Annotated in this window: 20 protein-coding genes and 1 pseudogene; 9 read left to right on the top strand and 12 right to left on the bottom strand. The window is 72.0% G+C overall.

The window, feature by feature from the left end; translation table 11 throughout:
* Positions 1-3: 3 nt before the first annotated feature.
* From ACFZBT_RS01825 to ACFZBT_RS01800, 6 genes and pseudogenes are all read left to right on the top strand, one after another.
* On the top strand, positions 4-327 hold the full coding sequence (locus ACFZBT_RS01825; protein WP_391097595.1) for a SpdD-like protein: 324 nt from the start codon (positions 4-6) through the stop codon (positions 325-327).
* An 88-nt stretch (positions 328-415) separates the two neighbouring features.
* Positions 416-604, top strand: coding sequence for a hypothetical protein (locus ACFZBT_RS01820; protein WP_391097594.1), 189 nt, complete (start codon positions 416-418; stop codon positions 602-604).
* Positions 597-1,967 (top strand): replication initiator protein RepSA, encoded by a 1,371-nt coding sequence (gene repSA, locus ACFZBT_RS01815; RefSeq protein WP_391097593.1) that lies wholly within the window; start codon positions 597-599, stop codon positions 1,965-1,967. Before ACFZBT_RS01820 ends, repSA begins: the two co-directional genes overlap by 8 nt.
* Positions 1,968-1,969: 2 nt before the next feature.
* Positions 1,970-2,167, top strand: coding sequence for a helix-turn-helix domain-containing protein (locus tag ACFZBT_RS01810; RefSeq protein ID WP_391097592.1), 198 nt, complete (start codon positions 1,970-1,972; stop codon positions 2,165-2,167).
* Positions 2,167-3,447, top strand: a complete 1,281-nt coding sequence (locus ACFZBT_RS01805) for a tyrosine-type recombinase/integrase (RefSeq protein ID WP_391097591.1) — start codon at positions 2,167-2,169, stop codon at positions 3,445-3,447. Before ACFZBT_RS01810 ends, ACFZBT_RS01805 begins: the two co-directional genes overlap by 1 nt.
* Before the next feature lie 228 nt (positions 3,448-3,675).
* Positions 3,676-4,065: pseudogene (locus ACFZBT_RS01800) on the top strand (GNAT family N-acetyltransferase).
* Between the two features lie 500 nt (positions 4,066-4,565).
* Here ACFZBT_RS01800 and ACFZBT_RS01795 read toward each other — a convergent pair.
* The 8 genes from ACFZBT_RS01795 to ACFZBT_RS01760 all read right to left on the bottom strand — a co-directional run bounded on the left by ACFZBT_RS01795 (position 4,566) and on the right by ACFZBT_RS01760 (position 12,949).
* Positions 4,566-4,787, bottom strand: coding sequence for a hypothetical protein (locus ACFZBT_RS01795; RefSeq protein ID WP_391097590.1), 222 nt, complete (start codon positions 4,785-4,787; stop codon positions 4,566-4,568).
* 93 nt (positions 4,788-4,880) lie between these two features.
* Positions 4,881-5,864 (bottom strand): BadF/BadG/BcrA/BcrD ATPase family protein, encoded by a 984-nt coding sequence (locus tag ACFZBT_RS01790; protein ID WP_391097589.1) that lies wholly within the window; start codon positions 5,862-5,864, stop codon positions 4,881-4,883.
* Positions 5,855-7,120 carry a 6-phospho-beta-glucosidase gene (locus tag ACFZBT_RS01785; protein WP_391097588.1) on the bottom strand — a complete coding sequence of 422 codons (1,266 nt, stop codon included), beginning with the start codon at positions 7,118-7,120 and terminating at the stop codon, positions 5,855-5,857. The genes ACFZBT_RS01790 and ACFZBT_RS01785 overlap by 10 nt, the downstream gene beginning before the upstream one ends.
* A gap of 4 nt (positions 7,121-7,124) precedes the next feature.
* Positions 7,125-8,018, bottom strand: coding sequence for an ABC transporter permease subunit (locus ACFZBT_RS01780; protein WP_391097587.1), 894 nt, complete (start codon positions 8,016-8,018; stop codon positions 7,125-7,127).
* The gene (locus ACFZBT_RS01775) at positions 8,015-8,959 is read right to left on the bottom strand and encodes an ABC transporter permease subunit (protein ID WP_391097586.1); all 945 of its coding nucleotides are present in this window, start codon (positions 8,957-8,959) and stop codon (positions 8,015-8,017) included. The genes ACFZBT_RS01780 and ACFZBT_RS01775 overlap by 4 nt, the downstream gene beginning before the upstream one ends.
* Before the next feature lie 29 nt (positions 8,960-8,988).
* Positions 8,989-10,326: an extracellular solute-binding protein gene (locus ACFZBT_RS01770; RefSeq protein ID WP_391097585.1), complete on the bottom strand. Its 1,338-nt coding sequence runs from the start codon at positions 10,324-10,326 to the stop codon at positions 8,989-8,991.
* Positions 10,327-10,383: 57 nt separating this feature from the next.
* Positions 10,384-11,622, bottom strand: coding sequence for an ROK family protein (locus ACFZBT_RS01765; RefSeq protein ID WP_391097584.1), 1,239 nt, complete (start codon positions 11,620-11,622; stop codon positions 10,384-10,386).
* Positions 11,623-11,869: 247 nt separating this feature from the next.
* Positions 11,870-12,949 (bottom strand): mechanosensitive ion channel domain-containing protein, encoded by a 1,080-nt coding sequence (locus tag ACFZBT_RS01760; protein ID WP_391097869.1) that lies wholly within the window; start codon positions 12,947-12,949, stop codon positions 11,870-11,872.
* Positions 12,950-13,300: 351 nt separating this feature from the next.
* Here ACFZBT_RS01760 and ACFZBT_RS01755 point away from each other — a divergent pair, with 351 nt between their 5' ends.
* Entirely contained in the window at positions 13,301-13,837 is a 537-nt protein-coding gene (locus tag ACFZBT_RS01755) for an HNH endonuclease (RefSeq protein ID WP_189723698.1), read from the top strand.
* A 123-nt stretch (positions 13,838-13,960) separates the two neighbouring features.
* Here ACFZBT_RS01755 and ACFZBT_RS01750 read toward each other — a convergent pair whose 3' ends face one another.
* From ACFZBT_RS01750 to ACFZBT_RS01735, 4 genes are all read right to left on the bottom strand, one after another.
* Positions 13,961-15,316 carry an FtsX-like permease family protein gene (locus ACFZBT_RS01750; RefSeq protein WP_391097583.1) on the bottom strand — a complete coding sequence of 452 codons (1,356 nt, stop codon included), beginning with the start codon at positions 15,314-15,316 and terminating at the stop codon, positions 13,961-13,963.
* Between the two features lie 95 nt (positions 15,317-15,411).
* Positions 15,412-16,098: an ATP-binding cassette domain-containing protein gene (locus ACFZBT_RS01745; RefSeq protein WP_391097582.1), complete on the bottom strand. Its 687-nt coding sequence runs from the start codon at positions 16,096-16,098 to the stop codon at positions 15,412-15,414.
* A complete protein-coding gene (locus ACFZBT_RS01740) occupies positions 16,095-16,628 on the bottom strand; it encodes a helix-turn-helix transcriptional regulator (RefSeq protein WP_391097581.1) in 534 nt (177 codons plus the stop codon). The genes ACFZBT_RS01745 and ACFZBT_RS01740 overlap by 4 nt, the downstream gene beginning before the upstream one ends.
* An 89-nt stretch (positions 16,629-16,717) precedes the next feature.
* Positions 16,718-19,813, bottom strand: coding sequence for a beta-N-acetylglucosaminidase domain-containing protein (locus ACFZBT_RS01735; protein WP_391097580.1), 3,096 nt, complete (start codon positions 19,811-19,813; stop codon positions 16,718-16,720).
* Positions 19,814-20,068: 255 nt separating this feature from the next.
* Here ACFZBT_RS01735 and ACFZBT_RS01730 point away from each other — a divergent pair, with 255 nt between their 5' ends.
* Both ACFZBT_RS01730 and malQ read left to right on the top strand, forming a co-directional pair.
* Positions 20,069-20,338 (top strand): hypothetical protein, encoded by a 270-nt coding sequence (locus tag ACFZBT_RS01730; protein ID WP_382493876.1) that lies wholly within the window; start codon positions 20,069-20,071, stop codon positions 20,336-20,338.
* 8 nt (positions 20,339-20,346) lie between these two features.
* The gene (gene malQ / locus ACFZBT_RS01725) at positions 20,347-22,443 is read left to right on the top strand and encodes a 4-alpha-glucanotransferase (protein ID WP_391097579.1); all 2,097 of its coding nucleotides are present in this window, start codon (positions 20,347-20,349) and stop codon (positions 22,441-22,443) included.
* The last annotated feature ends 54 nt before the right edge of the window (positions 22,444-22,497 follow it).

Below are 22,497 nucleotides of genomic sequence, written 5' to 3'. Positions count from 1 at the left end.
CTGATGTTCCGTCCGAAGATCCCGACCATGCCCACGCCGACCGGCCTCGTCAGCCCGCCTGCCGTGGTCGAGCCGACCACCATCGTCCCGGCCGCTCAGCCCCCGCAGCCCGCCTCGGTGGCCCCGGCTCCGGTCCCGTCCCGGCCGACGGTGCAGATCCCCCCCGGCACGGCCCTCGCCCTCGTCGGCGGCGGTACCGCCGTGGTCCTGGTCGTCGGCGCCGTCCTGGTCTCCATGCTCCTGGCAGTCGCCATCACCGGCGCCTCGGTCGCCGTCTGCGCCGTCGTCCTGCGCTCCCTGCTCGCCTCGGAGACGAAGCGACGCTGACCGGCCCCCGGAGCGGCCTCAACCGCCAAGTCTCGTCCGCTCCGGGCGCCGTCCCTGTCCGATCTCACAACCGGAAGGAACCCCCAGCATGACGCACCCCACCACCACGCCGACGCCCCGCATCTGCCCCCACTGCGACGGCTTCGCCACCGCCGCCATCACCACCGGCAGCCGCGACCGGCACGGCCACCTGCGGACCGTCACCGCCAACTGCCCGGCTTGCAACGGCCTCGGCACCGTCCCCACCCGCCGCGTCCCGGAGGATGCGCATGCCTGACCTGCTCGACCCGACCACCCTCGGCGACCTGCTGAGGGTGGCTTCGGCCCCTGACTACCAACGCTGGCACGAGCAGATCCGCCGCACCGGCGGCTGCGCCGATCCCATCCACCTCACCGGCTGGACCCTTGCCAAGGACAAGACCACCGGCGAGACCCTGCACCACTACACCACCGCCAACGAGCCGGGCGGCCGTCTCCGCATCGCCTGCGGCAACCGTCGCGCCTCCCGCTGCCCCTCCTGCGCCTGGACCTACGCGGGCGACACCTACCACCTCATCCGCGCGGGCCTCGCTGGCGACGACCGCCGCGACGTCCCCTCAACCGTCCGGGACCACCCCCGGGTTTTCGCCACCCTCACCGCGCCCTCGTTCGGGCCCGTGCACAACCGGCCCGACCACGGCGTCTGCCGCTGCGGTGTCCGCCACCGCGCCGATGACCCAGACCTGGGTACGGCACTGGACCCGGCGACGTACGACTACACGGGCGCCGTGCTGTTCAACAACCACGCCGGTCAGCTCTGGCAGCGCTTCACCAACCGGCTCCGCCGCGAGATCGCCGCCCGCGCCGGCATCACTCAGCGGGAGCTGAAGGAGTGCGCCCGCCTGTCCTACGGCAAGGTCGCCGAGTTCCAGAAGCGCGGCGCCGTGCACTTCCACGCGGTGATCCGCATCGACGGCCCCGACGGACCCGAGACCGCCCCGCCCTCCTGGGCCACGACCGATGTCCTCGCCGACTCCCTCCGTGCAGCTGCCGCGCACTCCTACACCTCGGCTTCCGTCCCGGCCTCCGAGGACCAGCCCGCCCGTACCTTCCGCTGGGGCACCCAGCTCGACGTACGCCCCGTCAAGGCCTTCGGCGACTGCTCCCAGCTCACCGAACAGGCCGTGGCCTCCTACGTGGCCAAGTACGCCACCAAAGCCGCCGAGAACACCGGCACCCTGGACCGTCGCATCGGCGAACTCTCCGAGCTCGACCGCCACCACGTCCCGGACCACACCCGCCGCCTCATCAAGGCCTGCAAGGAACTCGACCCGCTCTACCCCGACCGTCGCCTGTGGGCCTGGGCTCACATGCTCGGCTTCCGCGGCCACTTCTCCTCCAAGTCGCGCCGCTACTCCACCACCCTCGGCGCCCTCCGCCAGGCCCGCGCCGACTACCGCGCCGCCCATGAACACGCCGCCCTCGGACTGGAGGAACGCGAGCCGGACACCGTCCTGGTCCTGTCCGACTGGCAGTACGCCGGACACGGCCATACCCCAGGCGAATCCGCACTCGCCGTCACCATCGCCCGCGACCTCCAGCTCAACCGCGAAACCGCCCGCGAAGCCCTACGCGACCAACTCACCGAAAGGGAGTACTGACCATGGCCTCAGAGCTGCCGACCCGGTTCCTGACGCCTGAGGACCTGGTCGAGATGTTCGAGCTGCCCAGCGTCGAGACGGTCTACCAGTGGCGCCGCAAGCGCACCGGTCCCCGCGGCTTCCGAATCGGCCGACATCTCCGCTTCGACCCGGACGACGTGCGGGCCTGGGTGGACTCCCAGCTTGGGGAGGCTGCCTGATGGCGGGGCACATCCAAGACCGCTGGTATCGGAACGAGGTCGGCCCGGACGGCAAGACACGCAAGGTCAAGACCGACCGCCACGGCACGGGCATGCGTTACCGCGCCCGCTACATCGGCCCGGACGGCACGGAGAAGTCGAAGAGCTTCCCGGACAAACAGAAGCGCTTGGCTGATGCCTGGCTGACCAACGTAGAGGCCGATATGGCCCGTGGGCAGTACATCGACCCAAGGGCCGCCCGCATCACCTTCCGTGAGTACACCGACCGCTGGCTGGCAGCCCTCACGACCGATCTCACCAGCCGGGCCGCCGTCGAAGGCAGGCTCCGCCTTCATGCCCTGCCCTACCTCGGAACGCGCCCCATCGGCTCCTTCCAGCCCGAGCACATCCGCGACTGGAACCGCCAGCTCGAAGACGCCGTGGCATCCGCCCAGTACCGGCGCCTCATCTTCGACGCGGTCTCCTCGGTGCTCAACGCGGCCGTGGATGACCGTCTCCTGGCCTCGAACCCCTGCCGGGTCCGATCGGTCAAGGCACCTCGCCCCGTGCCGTCACGCGTACATCCGTGGTCCGCTGATCAGGTCTTCGGCGTACGCGCCGGGCTGCCGGACCGGTACCGGGCCATGGTCGACCTCGGCGCCGGGTGCGGCTTACGACAGGGTGAGATCTTCGGCCTGGCCGTCGACAACATCGGAGACCTCGGCTGGCTCTACGTCCGCCAGCAGGTCAAGAAGGTTCGCGGCACGCTGGTCTTCGCCCCGCCCAAGCGCGGCAAGCTCCGTGACGTTCCCCTCGACCCCGAGGTGTCGGCGGCGCTCCGCGAGCACATGGCAAACTTCCCGCCCGTCGAAGTGACGCTGCCATGGCTCACCCCGACCGGCCCCAAGGTCACACACCAGCTCCTCTTCACGAGCGGCATCGGCGCAGCCATCTGGAGCCAGGCGTTCAACGACCAGGCGTGGAAACCCGCGCTCGCATCCGCCGGCATCATCCCGACCCCCGAAAAAGGCCAGCGCTACGTCGCCGCCCGCGAGCACGGCATGCACGCCCTGCGGCACTTCTACGCCTCGGTCCTCCTGGACGCCGGAGAGAGCATCAAGGCTCTGAGCCTCTACCTCGGCCACAGTGACCCGGGCTTCACCCTCCGCGTCTACACGCACCTCATGCCGTCCAGCGAGACCCGCACCCGGAAAGCCATCTCGGCGATGTACCGGGCAGCCGGTCACGCTCATGACGGCCCGGAGACGCCCGACGGCCCAGAGACGGCCCAAGCCGCCTGACACGGCCCCTCATCGGCACGGAAAGCGCTGGTGAGGGGCCTTTTCATGCCCTCTCGCGGCAAGTAACACCCCATCTTGCCGTACGGCTAGGCCTTGGCGGAAACGCGTATCGCCGGGGGCGGCTGAACTGGGGGTTCGCGGCCGGCGACGCTGGGGCGACTGTCGCTGTCGGTCGCCCTTGATCTATGAGTGCTATCTGAGGTCGAGCGTGGAGATCGGGGCGCCCCTGTGAGTGACATTGCGGCCCAGGCCGTCACGACCGCACGGCTGGATCTGCTGCCGCTTCTCGTCGAGCACGCGGAGGAGATGGCCGAGGTGCTGTCCGATCCGGCGCTGCACACCTTCATCGGCGGCACCCCCGACACCCCGCGAGCTTTGCGCTTGCGCTACCAGCGCATGACCGCGGGCTCGCCCTGCCTGACGGGCACGGTGCAGGCGACGATTACCTCCTCCGGTCACAGCACCGTCGCCGAAATCGCCTGGGTGGTGGGACCGCGTGGCAGGGAAGAGGCATCGCCACCGAAGCAGCCCTAGGACTCGTCGGCCGCCGCCGGGCTCACGCCCACCGACGAATGGCACGAAGGTGAGATCCGTTGGTGCCGGAGTATCGGGCGATAGCCTCGCCGGTCCACAGGTCTTGACGATGCCGTGCCGGCCCCCTCCGGCCTGGACCTCTCAGGGCAATACAGCTAGGGCCTGTCGTTTGGATCACGGCGCAGAGAATCGGCAGCACTTCTTCGACGCCGGTGAGCGGGGCCTGGTGCGTGCAGCTGCAAGGCGGAGGAGGGAGTCGACGCGGAGCGTCGGCGACCGACGAGAACGCGGCAGATGTGCGTGCCAGGCCCCGCGTCTGCGGCGTGATCCAAACGACAGGCCCTAGCCCTGCGGGCTGAACGGCACCGGCTGGGGTGTCTGGCCTGGGGTCGCGAACGGCTCGTCCTCTCCGAAGTCCGGGGCCTGGAAGGGGTTCATGGCCGGCGGGGGCGATGCTGTGGCAGGGCAGCTGGGCGGTCCGTCCGGGGCGGAGAACGGCGAGGTCAGGTCGATGAGAGGTCTCCCTTGGAAGCCAAGCCCCCCGTGGGGACCTGGCGTGCGGTGAGCGGGTGCTGCGGTCGGTACTACAGCTTGGTCATCTTCGCGTACGGGCTCAGGATCCGCTGCTCCACCGAGCCGCCGAAATTCACCAGCGCCGCGATTCCGTCCTCGATGCCGATCACGCGGCCGAGGCCGTAGATGTCGTGGGTGACCTGGTCGCCGACGGCGAAGTGCTTGGGAGCCGGCACGACCGGGGGCTTGAAGGGGCTGGTGGGCAGGTGGCGCTTCGCGGAAGGCTTTGTCATTGCCTCAGTATGCGCCCGCGCGTACCCCAGTCACAGCGCCTGTTCACGAACGCTGTTCGAACGCCCGCCCTCCGAGCCCCCGTCTCACGCCCCTCACACCCCGAAATGCGCCCGCAGCCGCCCCTGCGCCTCCTCCCTCGCTCCCGCCCTGTCCAGCCCGAGCAGGGCCGCGCCGAGGACCGGGCTGGCTGTGACCGTCTGCGGGATCGCCTTCGGGGCCCGGTCGGACAGGAGGTCCTGGATTCGGCCGTTCAGCCGGGGGTGCCCGGCCGCCAGGACGCCGCCGCCCAGCAGGACCGGTGTCGGTTCGTCCACCAGGTCGAGGCGGGTGAGGGCCACCACGGCCATGGAGACCACCTCCTCCGCCTGGCGGTCGACGATCGTGCGGGCGATCGGGTCTCCGGTCGCCGCCGTCGCGAACAGGACCGGCGTCAGCTCGTGGCGGCGGGATTCGGCGATCCGGTCCAGGTGCAGCGCCTCGATGAGCGCGTACATGGATGTCAGGCCGAAGTGGGCGGGGAGGGTCCGGGACAGGGCTGTGGCAGGCCCCCGGCCGTCCTCCGCACGTGACGCATGCCACATCGCCTCCTCCGAGAGCCCCCAGCCGCCGCCCCAGTCGCCCGAGACCCTGCCGAGGGCCGGGAAGCGGGCCGTGCGGCCGTCGGGACGCATGCCCACGCAGTTGATGCCCGCCCCGCAGACGACCGCGACACCCCGGGGTTCCGTCACCCCCGCGCGCAGGATCGCGAACGTGTCGTTGCGGACTGTTGCCGTCTCGCCCCAGCCGCGTGCGTGCAGCGCCGTCGTCAACCGGTCCTCTTCGACGGGGAAGTCGGCGTTGGCCAGGCACGCCGAGACATGCGTGACGGAGGTGAGGCCTGCCGTGGTCAGGGCCTGACGGACAGGGACAGCCAGCATGTCCATCGCCGTGTCCATGCCGACCGCCGGCGGGCGAAAGCCGCCCCCACGCGCCCTGGCCAGGACTTCTCCGTCCGCCGTCACGATCGCCACGTCCGTCTTGCTGTTGCCGGCGTCGATGGCGAGGACGGTCGCCGTGACGGTCGCGGTCAGGCCCACGCGAGGTGCTCCCGGTTGTGTGCGATCAATCGGTCCGTGAGTGTCTCGGCGTACTCGTACTGGGCGATGAGGGGGTGCGAGAGGAGCGCGTGGAAGACGCGCTTCCGGCCGCCGTGCAGGGCTGCCTCCAGGGCCAGGTGCTCGTACGCCGTCACGTTCGCCATCAGGCCCGCGTAGAGGGGGTCCACCGGGGTGACGGGGAGGGGGGACGCGCCCTTGGCGCCCACCGCCGCCTGTACCTCGATCACCGCGTCGTCGGGGAGGAACGGCAGCGTGCCCCGGTTGTACGTGTTCACCACCTGGTACGGCGTGCCTGCGCCGCCCAGCAGCGCCGCCGCCAGGTCCACCGCCGCCTCCGAGTAGTACGCGCCGCCGCGCTTGGCCAGCAGCTCCGGCTTCTCGTCCAGCGCCGGGTCCGCGTACATCGTCAGCAGTTCCCGCTCCATCGCCGCGACTTCGGCCGCCCTCGACGGCTTCGTCCGCAGTTCTCGTACGACTTCGTCGTGCGCGTAGTAGTAGCGCAGGTAGTAGGAGGGGATCGCGCCCAGATGGTCCAGCAGGGCGCGTGGGAGGCGCAGGTCGTCCGCGATCGTGTCGCCGTGGTCCGTCAACAGCTTGGGCAGGACGTCCTCGGCCTCCGGGCCGCCCAGGCGTACGCCCGTCTCCCAGGTGAGGTGGTTCAGGCCTACGTGGTCCAGGTGGATCTCCGGGGCGTCGACGCCGAGCAGCGCCGCGAACTTGCGTTGCAGGCCGATCGCCACGTTGCACAGGCCGACCGCCTTGTGGCCCGCCTCCAGCAGGGCGCGGGTCACGATGCCGACCGGGTTGGTGAAGTCGATGATCCAGGCGTCCGGGTTGGTGCGGCGTACCCGGTCCGCGATGTCGAGGACGACCGGGACCGTGCGCAGGGCCTTCGCCAGGCCGCCGGCGCCTGTCGTCTCCTGGCCCACGCAGCCGCAGTCGAGGGGCCAGGTCTCGTCCTGCTCGCGGGCCGCCTGGCCACCCACGCGGAGCTGGAGGAGGACCGCGTCCGCGCCGTCGACCGCGCGGTCGAGGTCGGTCGTGGTGGTGATGCGGCCGGGGTGGTCCTGGCGGGCGAGGATGCGGCGGGACAGGCCGCCGACCAGGGCCAGGCGGTCTTCGGCGGGGTCCATCAGGACCAGTTCCTCGATGGGGAGGGTGTCCCTGAGGCGGGCGAAGCCGTCCACGAGTTCGGGGGTGTAGGTCGAGCCTCCGCCGACCACGGTGAGTTTCATGCGTCTAACCCTTTACTCCGGTGAGCGTGACACCCTCTACGAACGCCTTCTGGGCGAAGAAGAACACGAGGATCACGGGGGCCATGACCAGAACGGTGGCGGCCATGGTGAGGTTCCAGTCGGTGTGGTGGGCGCCCTTGAACGACTCCAGGCCGTAGGAGAGCGTCCAGGCGCCCGGGTTCTCCGAGGCGTAGATCTGGGGGCCGAAGTAGTCGTTCCACGCGTAGAAGAACTGGAACAACGCCACTGCGGCTATGCCCGGTTTCGCCATCGGGAGGACGACCTTCAAGAGCGTGCGCAGGTCGCCGCAGCCGTCGACCCTCGCAGCGTCCAGGTACTCGTCGGGGATCGTGGTGAGGAACTGGCGGAGGAGGAAGATGGAGAACGCGTCGCCGAACGCCATGGGGATGATCAGCGGCCAGAGCGTGCCGGACAGGTCCAGCTGCTTCGCCCAGAACAGGTACATCGGGATGATGACGACCTGCGGCGGCAGCATCATCATCGAGATGACCAGCATCAACGCCAGATTGCGGCCCCGGAAGCGGAACTTGGCCAGGGCGTAGGCCACCGGGATCGAGGAGAGCACCGTGAGGGCCGTGCCCAGGAACGCGTAGAACAGGGTGTTCTTCCACCAGGTGAGGAAGCCGGGGGTGTCGAAGACCCGGCGGTAGTTGTCCCACTCCCAGGTGTGCGGGATCAGGTCGCGGCTGAGGGCCTGGGAGTCGCTCATGAGCGAGGTGAGGAGGACGAAGACAAAGGGGAGAGTGAAGAACAGGGCCGCCGCGATGCCCAGGGAGTGGATCGCGATCCATTCCAGGAGCGCCCTTCGGTGGGCCGTGCGTTCGGCCGGAGAAGGCGGCGCCTTCAGCTCCAGGGGCTTGTCGAGTACCTGCGTCATCGTTCACCCGCGTTGATCAGGCCGCCCTTGCGGCGCATCAGGAGTGCGGTGAAGGCCATGGAGAGGGCGAAGAGCACCAGGGCCACCACACAGGCGGAGCCGTAGTCGAAGCGCTGGAAGCCCAGGTTGTAGACGAGTTGGGGGAGGGTGAGCGTGGACTTGTCCGGGTAGCCGGGCTCGAAGAGCGTTCCCGCGCCCTGGATCACGCCCGAGGCGACCTTTCCGGCGATCAGAGGTTGCGTGTAGTACTGCATCGTCTGGATGACGCCGGTGACGACCGCGAACATGACGATCGGTGAGATGTTCGGGAGCGTCACGTAGCGGAAGCGCTGCCAGGGGGTCGCGCCGTCCAGTTCGGCCGCCTCGTACTGCTCCTTCGGTACGTCGAGCAGCGCCGCCATGAAGATGACCATCAGGTCCCCGATGCCCCACAGGGCCAGCAGGGTGAGGGCCGGCTTCGACCAGGCGGGGTCGTTGAACCAGCCGGGGGTGGGGAGCCCGGCCTGGTCCAGGAGGGAGTTGACGGGGCCTGTGCCGGGGTTGAGGAGGAAGGCGAAGGCCATCGTGGCCGCCACGGGCGGGGCCAGGTAGGGCAGGTAGAAGAGGGTGCGGAAGACGCCCGTCGCTGTCTTGATCTTGGTGATCAGCAGGCCCACGCCCAGGCCGAAGGCGACCCGGAGCGTGACCATGATGACGACCAGCCACAGGGTGTTGCGCAGGGCGGGCCAGAAGAGGGGGTAGTGCTCGAAGACGTACACCCAGTTCTTCGTGCCGCTCCAGGTGGGCGGCTTGAAGCCGTCGTAGCGCATGAAGGAGAAGTAGACGGTGGAGATCAGGGGATAGGCGAAGAAGACCGTGAAGCCGATCAGCCAGGGGGAGAGGAAGGCGAGGGTGCGTAGCGTCGAGCGGCGGTGTTTCGCCCGCAGCGTGTAGGTGCTCATGGTGCCACCAGGGCTCATGGTGCTCATGGCTACTTCGCCTGCGCGATGTCTGTGTCGATCTGTGCGGCCGCCTTCTTCAGGCCGGCCTTCAGGTCGGTCGCCTTGCCGCTCTCATAGGCGTAGCCGAACTCCTGGACGGTGGTGAGGTAGACGCCGCCGTTGACCGAGGCGGGGGCGGTGGTGGAGTCCGGGTTGGCGGCGATCTCCAGGAACGTCTTGAAGCGCGGGTCGTACTTCAGCTTCGGGGACTTCAGGGCCGCGAGCGTCGACGGGACGTTGTGGATGGCGTTGGAGAAGTTCACCACCGCGTCCGTGTCCGTGGTCATGTACTTCACCAGCTCCCAGGCCGCGTTCTGCTTCTTGCTGGTCGCCGCGATACCGGCGATGGTGCCGGTGATGTAGCCCTTGCCGTACTGGTCGGCCTGGTCGTCGGGGACGGGCAGCGGGGCCACGCCGATGTCGAACTTCGGCTTGGCGTCCAGGGCCATGCCCAGGCGCCACTCGCCGTCGAGCTGCATGGCGACCTGGCCGGTGTGGAAGGGGTGCTTGGGGCCCCACTCGTCGCCGAGCTTGGAGCGGTAGGTCTCCAGCTTGCGGTAGCCGCCGAGTTCGTCGACCAGCTTCTTCTGGACCGTGAAAGCGGCCTCGAACGCCGGGTCCTTGCCGACGAGTGACTTGCCGTCCTTGTCGAAGTACGTGGGGGAGAACTGGCCGAGGTAGTGCTCGGTGGTGGTCTCCCAGCCGTGGTAGTTCGGCATGAAGCCGAGCTGCTTGTACGAGTCGCCCTGGGGGATCGTCAGCTTCTTCGCGACGCGCTCGAACTCCGACCAGGTCTTCGGCGGGGCGGCGACGCCGGCCTTCTCGAACGCCGTCTTGTTGTAGTAGAGGCCGTACGCGTCGCCGAGGAGGGGGACCGCGCAGCGGTCGCCTTCGAACTGGGTGTACTCGTTCATCGCCTTCGGGAAGGTCTTCTCCGGGTCGACGCCGGACTTCTCGAAGAACGGGTTGAGGTCCACCAGGGCGCCGGAGGAGCAGAACTTCCCGACGCTGTTCGTGGTGAAGGACGAGATCACGTCCGGGGCCTTGGCGCCGCCGGTGCGCAGGGCCTGGTTCATCTTGTCGTCGGTCATGTTGCCGACGACGTTGACGTGGATGTTGGGGTGCGCCTTCTCGAAGCCGGCGACCAGGTCCTTGACGGCCTTCACCTCGCCCGGCGCGCTCCACGCGTGCCAGAAGTTGATGGTCGTCTCCTTGGAGGCGTCGTCGCTCGCGGCGGAGTCCGACTGGCCGGTGCACGCGGTGGTGAGGAGGGCGAGGGAGGCGAAGGTGGCGAGAATGATGGCTGTTTTTCTGGATATTCCGGGCATGGCAGAGCTCCCTGAGGTACGGGGGAAGGAGGGACTTACCAGGGGGTGGGACTGCGGTCAGCGGGAGGTGTCGAAGACCTCGTCGCGCGTCGACGCGAGCGCGCTCTCCAGCGCGCCGCACAGCACGGGGTGTTCACGGACGTCGCCCACGACCAGGCGGGGGCGTGACGCGGCCAGTTCTTCCAGTTCGGCCTGGACGAGGGCGCGCAGGGTCTCGCCGCCCGAGGTGAGGGACGCGCCGCTCAGCACGACGAGTTCGGGGTCGAGGACCGAGACGAGGGAGGCCAGGCCGGTGGCCAGCCGGGTCGCGTAGGTCTGGAGGAGGCGGCGGTGGGGTTCGTCGTCGCCCACCGGGTGCGCGGCTGCCTCGGTTCGCGCAGCCGCCCGGGCCACCAGTTCCGCCGCGGCCTCGGCGTACGGCCCCTGCGGGATGTCCTCGACGCCGAGTTCACGGGCCAGCCGGGGGACGGCCTGGGAGCCGGCCAGCTCCTGGTAGCCGCCGCTGTTGGCCTTGGTGACCTGGCGGACCAGGGGGGTGCCCGGCACCGGCAGGAAGCCGACCTCGCCGGCGCCGCCGCTCCAGCCTCGGTGCAGCCGGCCGCCGAGGACCAGGGCGGCGCCCAGGCCCTCCTGGTTCCACAGCAGCACGAAGTCCGCGTGGCCCCGGGCCGCGCCGAGCCGCTGTTCGGCGAGCGCGACCAGGTTGACGTCGTTCTCGTACTCGAACGGCATCGGCAGGGCGGCGGCCAGCTCCTCCAGGAGGGTGGGGGAGTGCCAGCCGGGGAGGTGGGAGGCGTAGCGCAGGCGGCCGGTGGTGGGGTCGAAGGCGCCGGGGGTGCCGATCACGAGGCGGTGGATGTCGCCCCGGGCGAGGCCCGCCGCCTTCACCGCGCCGTCCAGGGCGTCGGTGACCTGCTGGACGACCGGGGTGCCGGTGCGCCTGCCGGGGGTGGGCAGTTCGTGCCGGCCGACCGTGCGGCCGGTGATGTCGGAGACCGCGGCGAGTATCCGCTGCGGGGTGACGTCGAGTCCGGCGGCGTATCCGGCGGCCGGGTTGACCTCGTAGAGCTGGGCGTTCGGGCCCGGCCGGCCTTCGGTGGTGCCGGTGGCCAGGACGAGGCCCGCCGCCTCCAGGCGGGCCAGGAGCTGGGAGGCGGTCGGCTTGGACAGGCCGGTGAGCTTGCCGATCCGCGTACGGGACAGCTGTCCGTGCTCCAGCAGCAGGTCGAGGGCGGCCCGGTCGTTCATGGCACGCAGGACGCGCGGGGTGCCCGGCGTGCCGGCGGTTCCTGCCATGCGTGTCCACACCTGCCCTTCGGTCGCACAGCTTTTCAGTGATCGCGGAGGGAGTCCATCCGGTGACCACCCTCGACCTACTGTTAGGAAAGTTTCCTATCGGTGGTGAGGAAGCTAGACCCGGCACCTTCGGGAGTCAAGAGGGCATGAAGATTCAGCTCAAGAGGGCATGAGATTCAGGACTCAAGAGGGCATGAAGAAAGGGCGGCACCCGACCGAAGCCGGATGCCGCCCTCCCGGGAGGCTGTTACTTCGTCGTACTCGTCGGCGCCGCCGGCGCGAGCGGGGACGCCGCCGCCGACTGCGGAGACGTGGCGTTCGCGTACACCGACGGGGCCGCCATCCCCGCCGTCGGGTCGGCGAGCTGCTCCTCCGCCGGGGCCGTGGCGCCGCCGACGATCCGGATGCCCGCCGCGTCGAAGGCCCGCTTGATGCGCCAGCGCAGCTCGCGCTCCACGGTCAGGGACTTGCCGGGCATCGTCTTGGCCGAGACGCGCACGACCATGGAGTCCAGCAGGACGCTGTCCAGGCCGAGGACCTCGATCGGGCCCCAGAGCAGCTCGTTCCAGGGCTCCTCGGCGCCCATCTTCTCGGCCACCTCGTCCAGCGTGGCCTTGACCCTGTCCAGGTCCTCACCGGAGTGGACCGTGACGTCGACGTTGGCGGTGGCCCAGCCCTGGGAGAGGTTGCCGATGCGCTTGACCTCGCCGTTGCGGACGTACCAGATCTCGCCGCCGTCGCCGCGCAGCTTGGTCACGCGCAGGCCCACCTCGATCACCTCGCCGGAGGCGACGCCCGCGTCGACCGTGTCGCCGACTCCGTACTGGTCCTCCAGGATCATGAAGACGCCGGACAGGAAGTCTGTGACGAGGTTGCGGGCGCCGAAACCGATCGCCACACCGGCGACACCGGCCGAGGCCAGCAGCGGGGCGAGGTTGATCTGGAAGGTGCCCAGGATCATCAGCGCGGCCGTGCCGATGATCAGGAACGATGCCACCGAGCGCAGCACCGAGCCGATGGCCTGCGAACGCTGCCGGCGGCGTTCGACGTTGACCAGCAGTCCGCCGATCGCGCTGGTCTCCCCGGTCTGGTGGTTCCGGTTCATGCGGTCGATCAGCTTGGTGATCGCCCGTCGTACGACGACCCTCAGCACCACCGCTATCACCACGATGAGCAGGACCCGCAGGCCGATCGCGAGCCATGTCGACCAGTTCTGCTCGATCCAGCCTGCGGCGTTCGTCGCGCTCTCGTGGGCGTCCTCCAGCGAGGGCACTCTCGGGCTCTGCGTATCCGAGGGGGTCGGCGACGGCGTAGGGCCGGCGGCCATCAGAACGGCGTCCGCGGGGGACAGGGACACGGCGGGTACCTCCAGGTGCAGCGGTCTGCCCCGGTGGAGTGGTTCGGGGGTCTTCGGGAGTCAAGGTCACGACTGGGTCACCGAAGGGGCAGAACCACCACACTAACGGGGCATTGTGTGTGTTCCCTCGGAATGTGTGAAGGAGAGACCGTGCTCACCTGGGCTTGAACAGGCCATGCTCTGGGGGATGAATCAGATGTGGTCGAAAACACTCCCAGCCCGTTACCGGGACATGGTGGCGCTTCCACCAGGCATGAGGAGAGACTGACTACGAATCGTCCCGGCGCGAGCCACGCGCCGCCGGCGTCCAAGGAGGCATCCGTGCCGCATGTCCTGGTCCTCAACGCGTCGTACGAGCCGCTAGGTGTCGTACCGCTCCGCCGCGCGCTCGTCCTCGTCCTCGAGAACAAGGCCGTATGCCTCGAGGAGTCCGGCGCCTTTCTGCACAGCGCGACCGTCACAGTCCCCGCACCCAGCGTGGTCCGGCTCAAGCGATTCGTCCGGGTTCCCTATCGGGGGCCCGTTCCACTGACCCGCCGGGCGCTGTTCGCCCGCGACGGGGGCCGGTGCATGTACTGCGGTGGCGTCGCAACCAGCGTCGACCACGTCATCCCGCGCAGCCGCGGGGGCAAACACGTCTGGGACAACGTGGTGGCGTCCTGCCGCCGCTGCAACCACGTGAAGGCCGACCGACATCTCTTCGAGATCGGCTGGCGGCTGCGCCACAAACCCGCCCCGCCCTCCGGCCTTGCCTGGCGCATCATCGGGACCGGCCACAGGGACCCGCGCTGGCTGCCGTACTTGCAGCCGTACGGCGCGGAGGACGCCATGGCCCGGATCGACGGCATTCCTGCCTGACGAGGATCCGGGCTTTCGTATTGCCGGAGTGCGGCCGGGAGCGCGAGCGCAGGTGCCGACCGCGGCCGGACCGGCCCGGGGAACCCCCGTTCCCCCGGGCCGGCCTGTCATGGGCGGGGCCGGTCACGCGTACCGCAGTTCCCCCGGCCGCAGCGTGCGGCGCAGCAGGGGCAGTGAGGTGGCCGCGGCCAGCAGGCAGGCGGCGTAGACGGCGAGGGGCACCAGGGCGATCGCCCAGGGCACCGGCCGGCCGGAGAGCACGGCGTACCAGGTGCCGATGGCCAGGCCGCCCAGCCCGGCGAGCAGCACCGCGGGGGCCAGCGGCAGCGCGGTCTCCAGCAGCAGCGCCCGGCCCAGCACCGCGCGGGGCACCCCGGCGGCGGCCTGCGTGGCGAGGCCCCGGCGGCGGGTGGCCAGGGACTCGGCGGTGCCGACGGCAAGACCGGACAGGGTGATCGCGAAGGCGACCGCGATCGCGGCGCCGGTGAGGTCGAGGCCGGTCGTGTAGTAGGTCACGGACTCGCCGAGGTCCGTCCTGGAGCGCACCACATCTCCCAGCACCTGCCGGATGCCCATGAAGCCCGTCCCGACGACCGTCACCAGCAGCACCGCCGCGTGCGTGCGGGCGGCCGACCACGGGTCGTCGCGCAGCCGCTCGGCGGCGATCAGCGTCGCCGCCGACCGGGCCCGGGCCGCGAGAAGCCGCCCGGTCGCCTTCGCGGCCGCCCCGGAGAACCACACGGCGCCGGCGCCGACCGCGAGGGCCGCGCCCGCGATCCATAGCGGCGGTCCGCCGTTCGGCCGGTTGGCGGCGGGTGTGGGGGAGGTGGTCACGGCCAGCAGCGCCAGCGTCGCGACGAGCAGGACGCCGCCGAGGAACAGCAGCCCCGGCCCCCGTCCGGAGCGCCGTCCCGCCCGGCGCACCCAGCCGAGCGGCGAGGCCACCACCCGGCGCAGGGCCAGCGCGCCCGCCGTCGCTCCCAGCAGCGGTACGCCGACGGCGACCAGGGCGATCCCCGCCCAGGCCGCGGCGGTCGGCCGGTCCCACAGGCGCAGCAGGAGCAGCACCGAGAAGACGGTGGCGACGGCCGAGCCCAGCAGGCCGGCGAGCCCGGTCTCCAGCGCGGCGATCCGCCGCACCTGCCAGGGCGTCGCCCCGGCCAGCCGCAGCCCGGCCAGCCGCCGGTCGCGGTGCACCGCCCCGATCCGGGCGCACTGCCCGAGGAACCCGAGCACCGGCACGAGCAGGAGCAGCAGGCCGACGATCACGCCGGTCCGGGTGCCGGGCTGGTCCAGCAGGCCCGCGGCATAGGGCACGTGGTGGTGCCCCCGCAGCGAGGCCAGGGCGACGGCGGTGAGCGCGAAGCCCGTCGCGAGCGCCGCGCCCGTGGCTGTCAGGGTGACCCGCCACCACTCGCCGCGGTCGGAGCCACGGGTGAGCTCCCAGGCGAGGCGCAGATCGGCACGCAGGAAGTGCACGGAGCGCGGGGCGTGCGGGGAGCGCGGGGAGTGCGGGGAGTGCGACGAGTGTGAGGGGCGCGGCGAGTGCGAGGGTCGAGGGGATCGCGGGGAGGTCATGCCGTCACCCCCGCCGCCGCCACGCTGCCGTCCCGCAGCCGCACTTCCCGGTCCGCGTACGCCGCCACCTGGGCGTCATGGGTGATCAGCAGGACCGCCGTGCCCGACTCGCGGGCCGTGTGCACCAGGGCCGTCATGACCTGCTCGCCGGCGAGGGAGTCCAGCGCGCCCGTCGGTTCGTCGGCGAAGACCACCTTCGGGCCGGTGACCAGGGCCCGGGCGAGTGCGGCCCGCTGGGCCTGGCCGCCGCTCAGCTCGCCCGGCCGCAGGTCCTGCTGACCGCGCACGCCGAACCGCTCCAGCCACTCACCGGCCAGGTCCCGCGCACGGGCGCGGTCGGTGCCGGCCAGCAGCAGCGGCAGGGCGACGTTGTCCAGGACCGTCAGCTCGGGGATGAGCTGCCCGAACTGGAACACCACACCGAACTCGGTGCGGCGCAGCTCGCTCAGCCGCTTCTCGGACAGGTCGTCGAGGCGCCGTCCGTCGTACGTCACCGACCCCTCGTCCGGGCGGACGATCCCGGCGAGGCAGTGCAGCAGCGTCGACTTACCGCTGCCGCTCGCGCCGGTCACGGCGAGGATCTCGCCGGGGCGCAGTTCGACCGACGCGCCGCGCAGGGCGGGTGTCCTGCCGTGCGCCTTGGTGAGGCCACGGGCCGTGAGGAGAGGCACGGGTCTGCTCATGCTGTGTCGACCTCCGCGGTCAGGGTGGTGAGCCGGGCCGCCGTGGTGGTCATCCAGCGGAGGTCGGCGTCGAGGTGGGTGACGGCGTAGTCCGCCGAGAGCACGGTCGCAAGGTCGGCGCCCCTGGCGGCCTTGAGCGCGGTGAGTTCGCGCATCCGCTCCATGTGGGCGGCGCGCTGGGCGCTCAGGTAGCCGGCCGGGTCGCCGCCCGAGAGGATCGCGACGACGACCTTGGCGAAGATCTCGTTCGCCACGAAGGGGGCGGGCGGTGCGATCTCACCGGCCCAGCGGGACAGCTCGCGCGTGCCGTCCTCGGTCGCGCGGTACATCGTCCGCTCCGGGCCGCCGTCCGAGTCGGTGCCCTCGACCTCGGCGAGGCCGTCCCGGACGAGGCGCTGGAGGGTCGTGTAGACCTGCCCGTAGGCCAGCGGGCGGGCCTGCGGGAAGCGGTCGTCGTGGCGTCGCTTGAGGTCGTAGCCGTGGCTCGGCCCCGAGGCGAGCAGGCCCAGCAGGATGTGGCGGGTGCTCATGCCGATCATTATGCACTGAGTACATGTACTGAGTGAATAGTGATCGTCGAAGAGACCGAGAAGATCGCGCGCCACTGGTGCGCGACAGCTCACTCCGTGATGGCGTACGCCTCAGCCGACCACAGCGAATACCCGAACCGCGTGGCCCGCTTGTCGCCCTGCACCCGTACGAACCGCACGTCCCGCTCGTCCATGCGGACGCTCTCCCGGCCGCCCCGGCTGTCCCGGACCGTCGCCGCCGTGCGCCAGCGGCGGCCGTCCGCCGACACCTGGACGCGGTACGCCGAGGGGTGGGCGTCCTGCCAGCGCAGCACGACCTGGCCGATCCGCGCCGGGCCGGGCAGTTCGACCTGCCACCAGGCGCCGTCTTCCACGGGGGACGACCAGCGCGTGTCCGGGTCGCCGTCGTTCGCCGCCGACGCCGGGAAGTCGGGCGTCTCGTCGCCCGAGGAACCCGCCGTGCCCGTGCGGGCCAGGTCGGGGCCGCCGGTGGGCGGGACGGCGCGGACGGTGAGCGTGCGGGTCGCCCCCGCGAAGCCCAGCCGGATGTCGTACGACCGCATCGGCGTGCCGGGCTCGACGGTCACCTCGACGGGGACCTCCGCCCGCGTGCCGCGCGCCACGGTCAGCTCGCCCTTCGGCACCCGGACCCGCACGCCCTCGGGCGCCTCGACGGTGAGCCTGCCGCGGGCGTCGGCGGGCCGCAGCGAGCCCAGACCGGCCGTCAGCCGCAGGACCCGGCCGGTCTCGGCGTCCACCTCGTCACGCTCCAGCTCCAGCGAGGTGGCGGGGGAGTCCTTGAACCAGGGGACAAGGTGGCGCACCCGGGCCGGAGCCGGGCCGACGACCCGTACGGCGTCCACGGGCGAGTCGACCAGTGCCCCGCCCGTGCCCGGACCGGCGCCCCGACCGGCGTCCTGCCGGTCCCGCCCTGGCGCGGGCTCCCGCGCCCCGACCGAACCGGAGGCCCGCTCTTCCTGTCCCGGAGTCCGGGCCTCCCCGGCGTCCGGACCGGCGCTCCCGTCGGCGCCCCGGCTCTGAGCACGCGCGTCGGCCGTGCCCTGGTCGGCGGCCCCGTCGGCGCCCCGGCCCCCCACCCGCACCTCGGTCGCGCCCGACCCCGACAGCCGGCCGACCGGCCGCCAGCCCTGGCCGGGGACGTGTGCCTCGACCGTGCCCTCCGTGCCGGGGTCGGTGAGGACCGTCACGGCGGTCAGCGGGCGGGGGCGGGGAAAGCGCAGGGCACGGTCGTCCGAGGGGGCGCCGGGGTTGCGGGGCGGCTCGTGGTCGATGCCCGCCCAGGACGCGTACGCCTTCTGCGCCCGCCGCAGGAAGGGGTCCAGGACGTCCGTGCCGACCTCGGCCCGCGCCGACTCGAGACCGGCCCGCAGGGCTCCCAGCTCGCGGTACGCCGTCCAGGCCGCCGCCCTGTCCCCGGCGCGCTGCGCGTCCAGCATGTCGAGCGCGGCCGCGCCCGCCTCGCCGTAGCGGGCCAGCTGCTCCGACCAGGGGGCGACCTCGGCGCCGAGGGCGGTGTCCGACAGCCGCCGGGGCAGCTCGCGCAGCACGGTGAAGGCCTCGCGCAGCCGCCGCGCGGCGTCGCCGCCCGGCGCGGGGTCCCGCCAGTACGCCTCGGTCAGCGGGCGCAGATACGCCGATTCCTCGGCGTTCAGCACCGACGACGCGTCGTTCCCGGCGAGCGCCGCCAAGGCCTGCTCGCGGCGCCGGTCCCCGCCCGCCAGGTCGGCGATCGCCGCCCGCCAGGACTCCCCGGGGCTGTAGGAGCGGGGGTTCCACGCGTAGTCGGCGGCGGTGAACAGCGGGATGCGGGACGCCTCCGGCTGCTGCATCGCGTTGGCGAGCAGGGCGGCGGAGCCGGTGGCGACGGCGGGCTCGCGGCCCTGGTAGGGGCCGAGGAAGATGCGGCCCGGGTCGTAGTCGTTGACCGGGTAGTTGTCCATCGTGACCAGCGGATGCCCGAGCGCCTCGCGCGCGTCGGCCAGTTCCCCGCCCGTGATGGTGCGGGGCACCACCCCGACGCCCGTCCACGCCACCTCGACACCCTGGTCCAGCTCGCTCGCCAGCGCCCGCCGGTAGTCGGTCGTGCCGTCCTCGTAGTACTCGGTGGGCATCAGGGACAGACCGGCGGCGCCGGGGTGCCGTTCCGCCAGGTGCCTGGCCACCGCGTTCGCCACCCGGGACTGCGCCTTCGCCGCCGCCCGCGGGCCGGAACCGAACCGGTCGGCGTCCGCCTCGCAGTGCCACTCGCTGTAACTGACGTCCTGGAACTGGAGCTGGAAGGCCCGGAAGCCCAGCGCCCACATCGCGTCGATCTTGCGCGTCAGCGCCCGCACGTCCGCGTCCGACGCGAAGCACATCGCCTGCCCCGGGGCCACCGCCCAGCCGAGCTTCACATGGTTGCCGCGCGCCCGCTCCGCCAGCTCCCGGAACTCGGCCCGCTGCTTCGCCGGGTACGGCTCACGCCAGCGGGCCTGCCGGTAGAGATCGTCGCCGGGGGCGTACAGGTAACGGTTCTGCTTGGTGCGCCCCATGAAGCCGACCTGCGCCATCCGCTGCCGGTGCGTCCACGCGGTGCCGTAGAAACCCTCGGTGATGCCGCGTACCGCGGTGCCCGGCCAGTCGCGTACGACGGCCGCCGCGATCGTGCCGTCGGGCCGCAGCAGCTGCCGCAGCGTCTGTACGGCGTGGAACAGTCCGTCCTCGCCGGTTCCGGTGAGGGAGACGGCGCCACGGCCGACGGTCAGCTCGTAGCCCCCGGAGGGGAGGGCACGGCGGTCGGTCCGCCGGACCGGCTCCGTGCCCGCCCGGACGACCAGGGCGCCGGGCGCGGCGGCATCCGTGACGCGGCGGGCCCCGGCCTGCCGCAGCAGCGAGCGCAGGGCCTCGACGGCGTAGGGGTCCGCCGACGGGTCGGTGAGCAGCGCGACCTCGCCGGTGACCGCGACCGGGGCGCCGTTCGCGCGCAGCGACTGCGGGCGCGGCCAGACGGAGAGGTCCGGTCCGGCCGTGTCGGGGGAGAGCTCCGGTCCTGCCGTGTCGGGAGTCGGGGTCGCGGCCCTGCCAGGGGCGGGCGGATCCGCCACCGCGACGGGCGGGGCGCCGAGGCTTCCGGCGACGACGGCGACCGCGAGGGCGACTGCCCGCTTCCCACGCCGCAGTCCCACAGGCCCCCTCCAGAGGTGTCCGACAGCTGTCGGCAGATGTGTCCGACCGGGACGACGAGCCCACCACCCGCCCGGTGAAGGTGTCAACGAGAGTGGCCGATGTGACCGAATTACCGGAATCTTGACAGAGTGGAGGAGAGTGGAATGTGAGCAGGAGCACGATGTTCGGCCTTGGACGTCTGCCATCGCGTCGACTGGGTAGGGCTGCGATAGCCATCGAAAGTTGAACCCGACAAGCTCGATCAGGAGGCCCCCGTGGCTGCGATGACTTTCCTTCCGCTCCCGGCCCCGTCCAAACCCGTGGCGGACACGTCCGCCGAACTCGACCCCCACTACGACGATCCGCGCTACGAAGACCCCCACTACTGCGTCTTCAGCTCCGAGAACACCTGCGCCGAGCCCCCGCTGACGAGCGAGCCCCCGCTCCCCGACGCCGAGCCCCTCACCAGCGAGCCCCCGCTCGCCGAGTCCGCCCCGCTGACCAGCGAGCCCTCCGCCTTCCTCACGGACTTCTCAGGGATCTAGAGGCCCAGATGACCGCACCGCGGCCGGCCGAACCGCCTTCCGAGGACCTGTCCCGCCTCGCCGCCCTGCACGGCGTCGCCACCTCGTACAGCCCGTCCCCGGACCGCACGGTCGCCGCCTCGGCCACCGCGGTCACCCTGACCCTGGCCGCTCTCGGGGTGGACGCGAGCACGCCCGGCGCCCTCCGCGCCGCGCTCGCCGCCCGGGAGCGGGAACAGGCCGCACGACTGCTGCCGCCCACGGTGGTCGGCTGGGGCGCGAGCCCCCCGGCCGCCCTGGCCGCCCTCCCCGAGGGCACCCGGCTGCGCGTCGAGACCGAGCAGGGCGAGACCCGCGCCTCGGCCGAGCAGCTCCCGCCCGGTGTCCACCGGCTGACCGCCACGGCCCCCGACGGCCGCGCGGCGGACGCCCACCTGATCATCGCCCCGGCCCGCCTGCCCACGCCGCCCGGACGCTCGTACGGACTGCTCGTCCAGCTCTACTCCCTCCTCTCCCGCCGCTCCTGGGGCATGGGCGACCTCGGCGACCTCGCCGAACTGGCCGGCTGGGCCGGGCGGTCGCTCGGCGCCGGGTTCGTCCAGGTCAACCCGCTGCACGCGGCCGTGCCCGGCGCGCCCACCGACCCCTCCCCGTACCGTCCCTCCTCGCGCCGCTTCCCCGACCCCGTGCACCTGCGGATCGAGGACATCCCCGAGGCCGCGTACGTCGAGGACCCGGCGCGGCTGCGCGCACTGCTGGAGAGATCCGGCCGGCTGCGCGAAGCGGTGCTGGAGAAGGGCGCCCTCATCGACCGGGACGCCGTGTGGGAGCTCAAGCGGGAGGCGCTCGGGCTGCTGTGCGAGGTGCCGCTCGGCCCCGGCAGACGCGCCGCCTACTGCGACTTCCTCGCCGAGCAGGGTCAGGCTCTGGAGGACCACGCCACCTGGTGCGCGCTCGCCGAGGTGCACGGCCCGGACTGGCACCGCTGGCCGGCCGGCCTGCGCGACCCCCGCTCGGCCGACACCGACCGCGCCCGGGCAGGCCTCATGGACCGGGTGGACTTCTGGTCCCGGCTCGCCTGGCTCACCGACACCCAGCTGACCGCGGCGCAGCGCGCCGGCCGGGAGGCCGGGATGCCGGTCGGGATCGTGCACGACCTCGCGGTCGGCGTCCACCCCGGCGGCGCCGACGCCTGGGCCCAGCGGGACCACTTCGCCGCCGGCATGTCGGTGGGCGCGCCCCCGGACGCCTTCAACGCGCGCGGCCAGGACTGGGGCCTGCCGCCCTGGCGGCCCGACCGCCTCGCCGAGTCCGGATACGCCCCCTTCCGCGAACTGCTCCGCGCCCTGTTCCGCTACGCCGGAGCGCTGCGCATCGACCACGTCATGGGCCTGTTCCGCCTCTGGTGGGTCCCCCAGGGCCATCCGCCCACCGAGGGCACCTACGTCCGCTACGACGCCGAGGCCATGCTCGCCGTCCTCGTCCTGGAGGCCTCCCGGGCCGGGGCGCCCGTGATCGGCGAGGACCTGGGCACCGTGGAACCCGGCGTCCGCGAGGCGCTGCGCGAGCGCGGGGTGCTCGGCACGTCCGTGCTGTGGTTCGAACGCGACTGGGACGGCGACGGCCGCCCCCTGCCCCCCGACCGCTGGCGCGCCGACTGCCTGGCCACCGCCACCACCCACGATCTGCCCTCCACGGCCGCCCGCCTCACCGGCGAGCACGTCGAACTCCGCGACGGGCTCGGCCTGCTCGCCCGCCCGCTGGAGGAGGAGCGCGCCGAGGCCGCCGCCGACACCGGCGAATGGCTCTCCCTGCTCGCCCGTCTCGGCCTGCTGTCCGGCACCGGCGGCGGCACCGACACCTCCTCGGAGGAGGCCGAGATCCAGGCCGTCCACCGCTTCCTGCTGCGCACCCCGGCCCGCATGGTCGGCGTCTGGCTCCCGGACGGGGTCGGCGACCGCCGCCCGCAGAACCTCCCGGGCACCTGGGACCAGTACCCGAACTGGAGGCTGCCGATCGCGGACGCGGAGGGCCGCCCCGTGACGCTGGAGGAACTGGCGGCCTCACCGCGCCTGCGCGCGCTGATCGAGGTGTTGCGGGAACCGCCCGGCCCGTCCGGGGGCTGAGGCGACTCTTACGGCACCCCGGGCGCGCGGCCCCCAGGGGCGTTGGATACTTTT

This window comes from Streptomyces sp. NPDC008137 (assembly GCF_042957035.1).
GTDB lineage: Bacteria > Actinomycetota > Actinomycetes > Streptomycetales > Streptomycetaceae > Streptomyces.
The sequence above is the reverse complement of the archived record's forward strand: the minus strand, read 5'-3'. Positions and strand labels throughout refer to the sequence as shown.